We start from the raw sequence: 12,551 nt of genomic DNA, 5'->3' as shown, positions 1-12,551 counted from the left end.
TAGTTTACGGTTTTGTCTGAAATACGCCGGTCATACAGGCCGGCTTTACTGACAGAACGTTATGGAAAATACAAACAACTCCGATCAACAACCCGTTGACCAACAGACCGGCGGACCGCTTGAAGGGCTGTCGCCGCGCAACAATGCCGGACAGGAAGAACTCGCTAAAGATGCATCCGGCGATCCGGAAGACAGCGCCATCTACGCCGGTCTCGGCCTGAACAGCGGCAGTACAGATGAGTGGAATCCGGCCTCGGAAGAAGCAGCCGACTCTATTCTGTATACCGATACAACCACTGCGCAGCACGCCTTTGACAATGTGTCGAATGACGTTGACTATGATAAGCTTCCAACCGACGAAGCCCTAAGTGAAGACGAGATCGACCGGATCAGCGACGAAACCGATACGACTGACAAAGGCGACAGCTATCTGGCCTATTAAGGTGTTTCGCATCCGGCCAAATACGTATATTTTTGTCTGACTGATGAACGAAGAACTCCGGATCGTTTTTGATTAACCGTCCGTGGGTTCTTCGTTTTCTACCGGCCTTAAAGGTCACTATTCAGCAGCTTGTAACCTTTTTTTCTATGCCCAACGCCTTCCGCCGTATCCGGCTTGTGCTTTGCTGGTTATTAACCTTACCGGCAACCGCGCAGACAATCCCGACAACCGACCAGATCATTGACCCGAAAATTCATACCGTTCTCCTGTATCCGCTGATTGGCTCTACCCCCGACAGCCCTGGCAAAACGCTGAATCCGCCGGTGATGCTGACCAGCGAAGACGCCATGAACGGGCAGCAGCTGCAACTCGAATTTGATGATCTGACGGGCAGTTACCGCATGTTCCGGGCAAAGTTTATTCACTGCAACGCCGACTGGCAGAAATCAGCACTGAACGATATTGAGTTCACGTACGAATACAACGATTATCCCATCAGCGAATACCAGACTTCCCTGAATACCAAAGTTTTATATTACCATTACCGGTTTACTGTTCCACGTGTAAAGTTACCGGGCAATTATATTCTGGTTGTTTTTGATGAGCGGAACCCGCGCAAAATTCTCTTCACGCGCCGGTTTATGACCTATGCCAACAAGGTAAATGTAACGGCCGGCGTCCGTTTTTCGACCAGTCCGCAGCGTCAGTTTCAGGATCAGCAGATTGATATGAGTATCGATTACCGTAACTATCAGGTCGTGTCGCCGCAGGATGATTTTAAGGTAGTGATCCGGCAGAATTACCGGGATGATAAGGTAATTACCGGCCTGAAGCCGAATAACGTCCGCGTGTTTGATCAGCAGATTGATTATAACCTGTTTGACCTCAGCAACACGATTCCGGGCGGAAACGAATTCCGTTTTTTTGACACCCGGACGGTACTTTCCCGTGGCAACTATGTCGATCGTGTGCAGTACCAGCCTGATCGCACCATTGCCTTTATCTCGCCCGATCAGCCGCGCCTGCAAGGGGCATACATTCAGGCAGATGACTTCAACGGCCTGTATGTTATTGACCACCGCGAGACCGGCAATCCGGGTGTCAGCGCCGATTACATTGAAACGGTTTTCACCCTCAACATCAACGAATTACCTGATGGTGAGCCTTATGTCAACGGAGCATTCAATTTCTGGCAGCTGAACGACGCCAACCGTATGACCTATGATCCGGCTGTTCGCTCATACCGGGCATCGATCTGGCTGAAGCAGGGCGTTTATAACTACGACTACGTGGTGAAACGCAACAGCCCCCGCCCGACCGCCGATGAACTTATGATTGAAGGCAGCTATTCGGGCACCGAAAACGACTACGAAGTACTGGTGTATCATCGTCCCCCTGCCGCCCGCGCCGATCAGCTGATTGCCTATAAGCGGATCAGCATAAATAAGCGGAAGTAAGACACAAAAGCAAAAAGGCGGACATCGGATGTCCGCCTTTTTTATCAATAAGCAAGTAAGGTAATTACACATTAAACCGGAAGTGCATGATATCGCCGTCCTGAACGACGTATTCTTTGCCCTCGACCGACATCTTACCGGCGTCCTTAATGGCCGCTTCTGATTTGTACTGTACGTAGTCAGGCAGTTTGATCACCTCGGCACGAATAAAGCCACGCTCAAAGTCCGTGTGAATCACACCGGCAGCCTGCGGCGCTTTCCAGCCCCGCTGAATTGTCCAGGCGCGTACTTCTTTCACGCCGGCCGTGAAATAGGTAATCAGGTTCAGCAGGCTATACGACGCCTTAATCAGCTGGCTAAGGCCCGATTCGGTCAACCCGTATTCTTCCAGGAACATTTGCTGCTCCTCAGGCTCCGACATTTCTGAAATCTGCGACTCGATATTGGCGCAGATAACCAGTACGTCCGCACCTTCTGCCTTTACGGTTTCCCGCAACTGATCGGAATATTTATTACCGTTTGGCAATGAGCCTTCATCTACGTTAGCCACATAGATGACGGGCTTGATTGTCAGCAGGTGCAGGTCACCAACAGCGGCCCGCTTCTCTTCTTCCGTTGCCTCAACCAGGCGGGCATTTTTGCCGTCTTCCAGCGCATTTTTGTACCGCAGTAAGACCTCCAGTTCAGCTTTTGCCTTGGCGTCACCGCTTACACGGGCTGCTTTTTCGATCCGCTGCAGTTTTTTATCGACCGATTCAAGGTCTTTCAGCTGCAATTCAGTGTCGATGATGTCTTTGTCAAAAATCGGGTTTACGCGACCTTCTACGTGGACGATGTTGTCGTCTTCGAAACAACGGATCACGTGTACGATGGCATCAACCTCACGAATGTTAGCCAGGAACTTATTGCCCAGGCCCTGTCCCTGGCTAGCCCCTTTGACCAGACCGGCGATATCTACAAACTCAATGATCGTCGGTACTACTTTCTGCGGGTTAACCAGTGTTTCCAGCGTATCCAGACGTTCATCCGGTACGGTTACGACCCCAACGTTCGGGTCTATGGTACAGAACGGATAGTTAGCGGCCTCAGCCTTACCGCTCGAGATTGCATTAAACAGCGTCGACTTACCCACGTTTGGCAAGCCCACAATTCCACATTGAAGTCCCATATGATTTGTGAATGAGCGATTGAGTGATTGAGTGACTGTTTCAGGCTTTCCGCTCACTTGTCGTGCAGCTACCGCTCAATCACTCAATCGCTCATTCACTCATTAAAATTTCCGCAAAAGTACAACAAAAAAGCCTGCGACGATGAGTCCAGGCTAAGGGTTGTCATGATTTACAGGCGATAACGGTCAATATATTGCTTACGATCCGAGTTTCGGTGGAGAGAAATAATCTGGTACGTACGAAAATCGTAAAACAACCGCCGGTTTACCTGGCTGATACGAATTAGTCCCACTTCAGATCGCTGTTGAAGTCGTCGAACTCTTCCCGTTGGTTAAACTGAGAAAAGTCAACATCGGGCATCAGTTCCGTTTTAATGTGGTCCACTGTACCACGCAAAGCGTCAATAAACTTATCGAAGTCTTCTTTGTAAATGAACATCTTATGCTTCTCATAAGTAAACCCATCACCCTGCGGATGGCGGCGGCTTTCAGTAATCGTCAGGTAATAATCATTCGCACGGGTCGACTTGACGTCAAAGAAATATGTTCGTTTTCCGGCCCGTACCCGCTTAGAGTAGATTTTTTCCTTCTCTCGTTCTTCCACAATTACAGTGAGGTTTAGCGTTGCTCTAAACGCCAAATTAAGTGTAATAGTATCAGGAACAAAAGAATATTATTAAATAATTTTTACGATCGGTATACAGACTCTTTACTAAACGGAGGATTATTGAGTTGGTGGCTGATTGCCAGGCATTTTGCTCTTAACGTTTTTTTTCGTAACTTTGTTTTGTGGAAGTTGCACTTTTTAGGGAGAGGGGTATGTGTCAGCGATAGAGACATACCCCTCTTTGCTTGTTAAACTTAACCGTACGCTGTATGAGCATAATCATGTCACTGATGTTGTTGTTTAGCACCATCAAACCGACGGAGGCTCAATCGGGCCTCATACAGAAGGGTAAGGCGTCGTTTTACTCTAAAAAGTTCCATGGCCGCAGAACCGCAGGAGGAGAAAAGGTGAATAGTCTGGCCTTCGAAGCCGCTCACCGGAACCTGCCGTTCAATACGATGGTTGAGGTAAAAAACCTTGACAATCAACGCTCTGTCATTGTTCGTATTAATGACAGAGGGCCATTCTCTAAAGGCCGCATAATCGATATGACTTATGCAGCCGCTAAAGCGTTGGGCATCGTTCAGAAAGGTGTTGCCAACGTACAACTTCGGGTTGTCGGCGAAAATGGGGTCGTTGCCTTAGCAGCCCCCGAAACGGTTCCCGCCACCGAGACTCAGTTCCTTTCATCAGCTGAGGCCGTGAACCGTAATTAATTGGCTTGCAGGTTAATCCTGCCTTTTTCAGCCGGGCTTACAAGGAGATATCGTACCTTCCCCGGCTTTCGTATTGAACCGTTCGGATGCCGCTGCCTAAACGTTAACGGGCAACTTCCCAGGCTGACATCCGAACGGTTCTTTTTTTGTACTATTCTACGATTACACTCCCGCTGCCAGAGTAACTCCGATAGGCAGCATTGTACATGGCATCTGCCGAAACAGGCCCCAAAACGAACTTACCTTTCGACACAGCACGTACCATATAATAGAAGTTCAGCTCTGTTGCACCCGCATTTGTATAGAAATTGATCCGGTCATCCCGCACATCAAAATGGTCCGGTACGGATGGTTTCTGCAACCAGTCCATGTCCCGTGGTTCAGTAATCCGGGGGTTCTCGATTTCGAACCCGGCCGGCAGTAAATCCGTCACCACGACATTCGCTACCGGTAAGCCATTGGTGCTGCTCAGCGCAATGCGTACAACGATCAGGTCGTTTTGCCGGAAACGGCTCAGTGGTTGCCCATCGCGGCTCAGGAACGTCCGGCGAACCTGTAACCCTTTGTCTTCATCCGCAATACCACCCGTTGCCGGCACCCCTTCGCTCTGCCAGAAGTAATAGGCATTACCCGTGCCTTTGGCGGTCAGTATTAACGGCTGCCCTACCCGTTTCAGGAACAAATCAGCACCGGTAAAGTTACCAACCGTCTGTTTCCCAGAGACAACTGTTGCAGTAGCAGTACTAGTTGCATTTTTCCGGGCCAGCTTACCCAGTGCCAGAAACGCGTATGCCGCCTCCTGTGTGTTCAGGTAGCCCGCCTGCCGCAACGCTCCCGACAGTTGCCGCGCCATATCGGGTATCTGAATATTGTCCGGATCGGCATCGACCAGGGTTTGCAACGCCAGCGCCAGATTCCGCAACGGCGAGGCATAGCTGCCGCCGGTTTCCCGTTCTGTGCTGTTTCCGGTAAACCGCTTCGGCAGCAAGGCATTGTAACTCCGCACATCGCCGATCCGGAAGAACGCGGCAGCCAGCACATACCGGCTGTCCGTCGTCAGTGTATTGGCATTCTGCTTGTAATAGTTCATTGCCGCACGGTTTGGTTTACCGGCATTAGCCAGTACGTACAGGCTATAAATATTCGTCCGGCCGGCAACCTGACGGACCGTCCGCGTGCCGCTTTCGTCGAAGGACACCATTTCTTCCGTCGCCGGTGTACTGCTTTTAGCCGTCAGAAAGTCAATGGCTTTGCTGAGCACCGCGCTTCGCACTTCGTAACCGGCCTGCCCTGCTTCTGTCAGGAAATGTACGGCATAGGCCGACGCCCAGTCTTCGGACTGTGTCTGGCCCGGCCACATGCCGAATCCGCCGTTGTAGACCTGTTGTGCTTCGATCTTCTGTATCGCCTGACGCACATTCGTAGCTGGATTCAGGTCAGAATCGCCGCCGCTCCGGACAAAATACACGCCATTGGCACCCATTGTCCGTGTCAGATCGGCAAAATAGAGCTGGGGGAATGCCTTTGAGATGGTTTGTTCCAGGCAACCGTGCGGATAGCCCAGCAGATAGGCCAGTTCACGACCATACTGCATGACCGGCGACCGGCTTACCGTAAGCGAAGCGCGGCTGGTGCCGGGCAAAAAGCTGCCCGTGGCCTGCCCGATGGCCAGGCTCTTACCACCCGCCACCGCACCGGCCTGCGTAATCTTCTGTAAGGAGGCCGCCGGGCGAACCGTAATGTCTGTTTTCTCGCTGAACACTTCATTACCAAAACCGGATACGGCCACCGAAATAGCCCCCGGCCCGATAGCCTGCTGCGCCCGGACCCGGAACAGGGCCCTCACTTCGCGGCCTGCCGGAATCGTCAGTTTCTGAACGGCCTGCGTGCTGCTGTCCGTAACAACCGCCAATGGCCCGCTGACACCCAGCCTGGCCTGGATAACGGCCGGTTTATTCGTCGTATTACTCAGGTTTACGGGCAGTTGCAGTTCATCGCCCGGACTCAGAAAACGAGGCACACCGGTGCTGATCACAATCGGATCGGCCACTTTCATGTTGTGGGTCGCCGAGCCAAAAGCATCGTCTTTGTAAGCCACAGCCATCACCCGCAAATCGCCCGAGAACTGCGGAATATCAACCGTAAATTCAGCTTCGCCGTCAAAACCCGTTTCCAGAATACCGCTCCAGAGCGCCACCAGCCGGACCCGCCCGTTGCTGAGCGGATTCACCCGCCGTTCGAGGTCGTAGCCGTCCCCGCCCGAACTTGACCGGGAGGCCAGCGATAACTCAGGGAACAGCAGCGCATACAGATCGTGGCTGCCGACTTCGAGGGCGCGTTTCTGGTAGAAAAAGCCGTGCGGATCGGGAGTCTTAAAGTTTTTCAGCTGTAAAATCCCTTCATCAACCACGGCAATTGTCACCTGCGCATTGGCTTTCGTTTTAATCCGGATCGTTTGTTTTGTTTTGGAACGGGAGCTCACTGCCGCAACAACCTCAACCGGCAGCTTCGTCTCCTGGTCCTGTACCAATACCGGCGCAAAGCCGTGGGCGACCGTCAGCGGCAGGTTGGTATCATCCATCGCGCGGATCAGCGTGGCTGTTATGTAAACATTCGGCAAATGCCCGTCTCCCACTGAGAAACTCCATTCGGCCGACTTATTTTCGGTCGTGAGCCAATGCTGCTCAAGTACCTTATTGCGCTCAACCGTAACTAGTAGTTTACCGTTAAAAGGCGCCTTAAACAGGACTTTAGCTTTATCGCCGGTTTCGTAGGACGCCTTGTCAAATTCCATTAACACCTGACCCTCCTGACTGACCTCGAATGACGACGCGACCGTACTGCCATACCCATAAGCGTAAAAACTGGTGGCGGTGTAGCCCATCGCGCCCTGACGGCGCACGCGTACCTCATACTCGCCCGATACGGTAGGGACATACGTAAAGTCAGCCTTCCCGCTCTTCAGCGTCACCGTGTTGGCGTACACTTGCTTTTCCCGCCGCCTGGTGATGTACTTCAGCTGGGCATTGTCTCCTTCGCCGTTTTTCTCAATCACGGTCTGGTAGTCATACCGGACAATATCGACCGCCGCCACGGCGCCGGGCCGCAGCTGCCCGTCTTTATTTACGCCAACCAATCCGATGGCCAGCGGCGCGTTGGTGGTCACGTAATGATCGGCCAGCCGGACGCCGTAAAAAATGTCCTGTGTCAGCACATCGAGTTTCCGGAGCCGGTTTACCGGCCGGCCGTTTTCGTCGAATACCGTCACAAACAGCTTTGCTTCCAGCAGGCCCATATCCTGATAGGTAGCAGGCAACTGAAAACGCTCCGTTGCCTGGCCGTTAGCATTGGTGCGCGCCTGACGCAGGTCTTTTTCAAACTTATACGGCTGGCCAGCCTCGCCGCTCCGGCTACCGCCATCGGGCATATCGAAGGTATAGTCGCTGTAGCCTTTTGGGGAAAATACCTTGCGTTTCAGTTGCAGCTCCATCTCATAGGCCCGGTCGGCGGCCGGCGGCCCGAACAGGTTCATGGCCGTAGCCGACGCAGTAATGGTCTGGCCTGTGCGGTATACTGCCCGGTCGGTGGCTACATCGACCTTGATCCGGTCGGGAATAAACTCCTCCACACTAATCGACTGCGAAGTCAGCAATACATTATTGGCATTCAACACCTCAAAGGTGTAAGTTCCGGTCACGGCGGCGGGGTCAAGGGCAATATCCGTGGCAACGGCACCGGCATCGTTGGTTGTTTTCCGGAGCGTGGTGTATTCGCGGCCATTCGGCAGCAGCAGTTTTACCGTCAGCGGCACCTGCCCGACCGACTGCCAGGTTTCGGTCCGGACAATGGTATTGACATGAATCGTTTCACCGGGGCGGTAAATATCTCGGTCACCGTATACAAACGCCTCAAAACCCGACGCGTTATCCCGTTTACCCTCCACATCGAAGCGCGAGGTTTCGATCTGCGTGTCAGGCAAATAAAGAAAGTTAAAATCATCTGCCGTGCGGGCCGTTACCATACCCACCTGAAAGCCCGGCGCTTTTTCGGTAACCTTATCAAACCGCGCAAACCCCTCGCCGTCCGTTTTCAGCGAAACCATTGTCTGGTTATTGGAACTTACCAGCGTAATCTCCACATCGTTAAGCGGTTCGGCTGTCCGGATGGAGTTGGCCCACACCAGTACCTCGTCTTTGGTCTGGCGGGTAATCAGGCCGATATCAGAGACCGACACCAGTTGCGTAGCCTGCAAATAGGCTTCATCCTTAGAGCTTACCGACACCAGATAAACCCCGCGAAGCGGCTGCTGCCCGCTGCCAGCTACCTGATCTGGTACGGCCACGTTCAGCGCCGAAAGCCCGCGGACCTTCGGTAAATCCTGCGTGTCTACGGTTTTGTCAACCAGTACATTACCATACTGATCCTGCTCATCCTGATTATAGTTGTACGCGCCGGACGGCATCCACTCGCCGCTTCCGTTTTCGGCATACTCTTCAAAACGGCCGTTTTTCAGAAACTGGATAATGTTGTTTTCGTAGACCTTTGCAATCTTAACCTGCACCTTAGGCACGTTGACCACCGTCAGACCGATATTCCGCGCCCCTTTCGACGACAGGTACAGTGCTTTTTTACTGGCAAACTGAATGCTGGCGGGCATTTTACCGAAGAACAGATCACGGTTAACCGGTTCGTCCAGTTTTGTGTTCAGTACGCCACGGATCTGGTCGGTCAGGGTCAGCACATAGGTATCTGTCTCGTTGAAGTCGCCGCGAACGATGAACCCGTTTTCGGTTAATTCTGCCGTTGTTTCAACCTGCGGCTGAATGCTGTAATACTGACTCAGATTGCCCGGCTGTAATTCCTGCGTGGTAATGACCCGCACGGTACCGCGATTATTTTCGTAGCCAGTCTGTACATCAACAATTTCCACTTTGTAGCGCGACGGCAGCGCTGTTTTGTCTTCAATCAGCTCCTGACTCTGGTAAGCGGTGTTAGGGACTTTAATTCCCTTTTCGACCTTGATTGTCAGCGGCACATCCTGTTTAGACGAGGGCGCTTTGGGCAGCAGCAGGCTTACCTGCGCCTGATTGTCGGTGGACGTAACCTGGGTGGTCTGCACGCCATCTTCCGTAGCCACACTCAGTTTCGACGATACATCAGCCGACGATACCGGATAATTAAAGTTCAGCTTTGTTTTGGCCACCGGCTGCCCTGTTTCCCGCGAACGGGTCCACCACGTTTCGGTACCGGCGAGTTGCAGATAGGGTGTATGAAACGCCATTTCATCGGTTGATACGCCAAGCTCTTTATCGGCAGCATGGGCCAGTACCTCATTGGTCAGTTCGGCGCGGTAATCGGTAGCGGGGTCAAACGCAGTTGAGGGAGAAAACACCAGTTCGCTCGGCGACGTCCATTTGAATTTACCCCGAACGGCCGGCTTGAAACGGACGTACTGCGTCGAATCCCATTCATTGAGATGGCCTTCCGGCCCGATATTTTTGTTAAAGGAAAACGTCAGGTTCTGGGTCCGCTGAATTTCGTCGTCGAAATTACGGCCAATCACAGCAACTGAATTCAGGTTCGCCAACCGCGAACAATCAGCTAATAAAAAGGAAAAAAGGAGCAGGCAACAACCGGCAAGGAAGGGTTTCATGACAGAAGCGTGATCTACGCGTTTAAAACGCAGAAAGATGGAGAAACGCGGCGTGCTTGTCAAGTTTCAGCCCCGAAGATAGAGCAGGACTTATTATTCGGGTAGTTTATTGTTGTCGGTCTAAGAACTTTCCGAGAGCTCTCAGACCGACAACTCCTGCTTATCCTCAGCTAAAGCGCTCCACTAATTGTTGCCGCTCCCGGCTAGCCAGATTAATGACATCAAACCGCTTGATCGACGTATACGAGCCCATATCGCTGTCACTATTGATCAGAATAGCGCCAATCAGGATAACGTACCGGCAGTTATATGTTGTCTTACTGACCAGTTCATTGATACGCTCGTCAATGGCCTCGTAAATCACGTCTGTTGCTTCGTACAACGGTGTGGGCGCACTTAGAATCCGGTCTTTCTGCCGCAACAGAATTTGTTCAAGGGTATTCATCTGATAGTCCAGATCAGTCACGTGTCCCGGCTCAATCTGCCCGTTGACCAGTTTAGCCAGTGCTCCTTTTGCTGCCCCGCAGCAGCCACTGTTTTTGGTTTGCCCGATGCGGTGAATTTCGCCGATGGTACCGTTTTTGGTAATGCCGATATGCGGACCATAATAAATCAGTACCGCGCCGCAGTCGGGCACATGGCTGGCAAAAGCGCCCATGCCGGTCAGGCCGGTAAACGGAAAGCCATCAAGCCCGCCCATTTTAAACGGTCCCAGAAATTCGCTTGCCCGCGCCGGATACTGGATACTGTTTACGTCGTCGCTGCAAACGCTGTCGGCCAGCATTACCTGAGCAGGCTCCAGTTCAAGTTCTTCTTCAACAAAGTCGATCAGGCGGTTTACACTGTCGATAGTGGTCATCGCATTCGGATACCACTGTTGCATAATGGCCAGTTTTTCTTTTTTCAGCATAGAATTACGGTATAGAGGTGAGTTTATAAAACAATATTATTCTTTGGCTGAAGCGCCGGCGGAAGGTCCGTTTCGCCCAGCATTTCGCGCAGGTCAATTTCGATGGTGCGGCTGATCTGGGAAATCGGCACGTCGTTGGGACCACCCTCGAACGGATTTTCAGTACTCTCGCCCACTTGTTCCAGCGAGGTATAAACCCACGAAATAAGCGCGCTGAACGGAATAACCAGCCATACCATATAGCCCTGCAACGGGCCGGTAACCTGGTTATTCAGCTTTTCAAAATCACCCAGCATGCCGAAGGGCAGCATCAGACAAAACAACCGGACAAAAAACGTGTTGATCGTTGCCAGCTGACGGGGATACGGAAAGTTCTTAATGCGCTCGGTACGGCCCTGCTGGTCATAGAATGCGGCAATCATCCGCTGCATTTCCACAAACTGATAACTGTCAATCAGTTGCTCATCAAACAGCTGACGGGTTGTTTTGCTTTGCAGACTCATGAGCTGCGCGGCCCGGTTCTTTGTACCCATCACATAGGCCGTTTCGTCGGCCGGCAGGTATGTTTTCAGTACATCCTCCAGCGACATCTCCTTTTCCGGAACCACGTAAAACTGAGCATACTCGACATTATGCGCTTTCATGGCGTTTTCCCATGCTTTGGGCTCCCGCATCTGGTAGCGCAGGGCCGTTAGCCAGGCGAAGTGGCGGTAAATCAATGTCCTGGTGTGCTCAGGATGGCGAAAAAAATCACGGCTCATGGTTCCCCAGGCACGGCTGTTGTTCAGAATCGCGCCCCAGATCTGACGCGCCTCCCAGGTACGGCTATAGGTCTGCGTGTTTTTAAAACCGATGAGAAACGCCGTCGCCGTACCCAGCAGCGCGACCACCGTCCAGGGAAGCGCCAGCCACGTAAGTCCGACAACATGATACAACACCACCGGGATGGTACTGATAAAGAGTAACCTGTAGATATTGCGCCGAGTCCAGACAACAAATTCAGGGAATGAGTAAGATTTACCAACATGCATAACGGTGAACTGGTTTTAGTGAATAGTTGCGTCTTGTGTTGAGACGTAGCTACTGCTCAAAAGTTATGTAAACGCTTAAAATTTCAATCTGTCATGACAGACGTACACACCCCACAGCAACGGAGCTACAACATGTCCCGAATAAAAGGAAAAGATACAAAACCGGAGATGATTGTCCGGAAATATCTGCATGCCAGCGGGTTCCGGTTCCGGCTCCACAACAAAGACTTACCCGGTAAGCCCGACATTGTCTTACCCAGATACAGAACCGTTATATTTGTACACGGCTGTTTCTGGCACGGACACGAAGGGTGCCGGTATTTTATACTTCCGAAAACCAAAACAGAGTGGTGGGAAGCTAAAATAAGCGGAAATAAAGAGCGGGACAGCCGTAACCTGGCCGCACTGCGTGCGTCAGGATGGAAGGTGATTATTGTGTACGAGTGTGAGCTCAAACCGAAAGTGCGGGAAAAAGGCCTGAAAAAGCTGGAAGACGCCATCCGGCAACAAGCTCCCTCGGCGACGTAACGCTTTACTGAACAAATGCAGGTAAAAGCAGACTGAACC

At 52.0% G+C, this 12,551-nt stretch carries 9 protein-coding genes; 4 read left to right on the top strand and 5 right to left on the bottom strand.

Going from position 1 to position 12,551, the window contains the following annotated elements:
* Nucleotides 1-61: 61 nt before the first annotated feature.
* Entirely contained in the window at nucleotides 62-442 is a 381-nt protein-coding gene (locus AC23NW_RS24115) for a hypothetical protein (RefSeq protein ID WP_487452671.1), read from the top strand.
* Between the two features lie 146 nt (nucleotides 443-588).
* Complete coding sequence (locus AC23NW_RS24110; protein ID WP_487452669.1) at nucleotides 589-1,899, top strand: type IX secretion system plug protein; 1,311 nt, start codon at nucleotides 589-591, stop codon at nucleotides 1,897-1,899.
* A 64-nt stretch (nucleotides 1,900-1,963) separates the two neighbouring features.
* Here AC23NW_RS24110 and ychF read toward each other — a convergent pair whose 3' ends face one another.
* The gene (gene ychF / locus AC23NW_RS24105; RefSeq protein WP_487452668.1) at nucleotides 1,964-3,067 is read right to left on the bottom strand and encodes a redox-regulated ATPase YchF; all 1,104 of its coding nucleotides are present in this window, start codon (nucleotides 3,065-3,067) and stop codon (nucleotides 1,964-1,966) included.
* Nucleotides 3,068-3,350: 283 nt separating this feature from the next.
* A complete protein-coding gene (locus tag AC23NW_RS24100; protein ID WP_293836950.1) occupies nucleotides 3,351-3,671 on the bottom strand; it encodes a DUF3276 family protein in 321 nt (106 codons plus the stop codon).
* A 272-nt stretch (nucleotides 3,672-3,943) separates the two neighbouring features.
* On the opposite strand from AC23NW_RS24100, the gene AC23NW_RS24095 reads away from it, so the two are divergent.
* A complete protein-coding gene (locus AC23NW_RS24095; RefSeq protein ID WP_293836952.1) occupies nucleotides 3,944-4,390 on the top strand; it encodes a septal ring lytic transglycosylase RlpA family protein in 447 nt (148 codons plus the stop codon).
* 151 nt (nucleotides 4,391-4,541) lie between these two features.
* Here AC23NW_RS24095 and AC23NW_RS24090 read toward each other — a convergent pair whose 3' ends face one another.
* From AC23NW_RS24090 to AC23NW_RS24080, 3 genes are all read right to left on the bottom strand, one after another.
* Nucleotides 4,542-10,043: an alpha-2-macroglobulin family protein gene (locus AC23NW_RS24090; RefSeq protein ID WP_487452665.1), complete on the bottom strand. Its 5,502-nt coding sequence runs from the start codon at nucleotides 10,041-10,043 to the stop codon at nucleotides 4,542-4,544.
* Nucleotides 10,044-10,209: 166 nt separating this feature from the next.
* Entirely contained in the window at nucleotides 10,210-10,953 is a 744-nt protein-coding gene (locus AC23NW_RS24085; protein ID WP_487452664.1) for a hypothetical protein, read from the bottom strand.
* Nucleotides 10,954-10,976: 23 nt separating this feature from the next.
* Nucleotides 10,977-11,984 (bottom strand): bestrophin family protein, encoded by a 1,008-nt coding sequence (locus AC23NW_RS24080; protein WP_487452663.1) that lies wholly within the window; start codon nucleotides 11,982-11,984, stop codon nucleotides 10,977-10,979.
* Between the two features lie 93 nt (nucleotides 11,985-12,077).
* Here AC23NW_RS24080 and AC23NW_RS24075 point away from each other — a divergent pair, with 93 nt between their 5' ends.
* Complete coding sequence (locus AC23NW_RS24075; RefSeq protein WP_487452662.1) at nucleotides 12,078-12,512, top strand: very short patch repair endonuclease; 435 nt, start codon at nucleotides 12,078-12,080, stop codon at nucleotides 12,510-12,512.
* The last annotated feature ends 39 nt before the right edge of the window (nucleotides 12,513-12,551 follow it).

The organism is Arsenicibacter sp. R0_47, from assembly GCF_057652235.1.
This window is presented reverse-complemented; position numbering and strand designations above follow the sequence as displayed.

What these genes read in the sequence shown, in the direction of transcription:
- AC23NW_RS24085 (WP_487452664.1), bottom strand. Translation starts at nt 10,953, where the DNA reads ATGCTGAAAAAAGAAAAACTGGCCATTATGCAACAGTGGTATCCGAAT.
- AC23NW_RS24110 (WP_487452669.1), top strand. Translation starts at nt 589, where the DNA reads ATGCCCAACGCCTTCCGCCGTATCCGGCTTGTGCTTTGCTGGTTATTA.
- AC23NW_RS24080 (WP_487452663.1), bottom strand. Translation starts at nt 11,984, where the DNA reads ATGCATGTTGGTAAATCTTACTCATTCCCTGAATTTGTTGTCTGGACT.
- AC23NW_RS24075 (WP_487452662.1), top strand. Translation starts at nt 12,078, where the DNA reads ATGACAGACGTACACACCCCACAGCAACGGAGCTACAACATGTCCCGA.
- ychF (WP_487452668.1), bottom strand. Translation starts at nt 3,067, where the DNA reads ATGGGACTTCAATGTGGAATTGTGGGCTTGCCAAACGTGGGTAAGTCG.
- AC23NW_RS24095 (WP_293836952.1), top strand. Translation starts at nt 3,944, where the DNA reads ATGAGCATAATCATGTCACTGATGTTGTTGTTTAGCACCATCAAACCG.
- AC23NW_RS24115 (WP_487452671.1), top strand. Translation starts at nt 62, where the DNA reads ATGGAAAATACAAACAACTCCGATCAACAACCCGTTGACCAACAGACC.
- AC23NW_RS24090 (WP_487452665.1), bottom strand. Translation starts at nt 10,043, where the DNA reads ATGAAACCCTTCCTTGCCGGTTGTTGCCTGCTCCTTTTTTCCTTTTTA.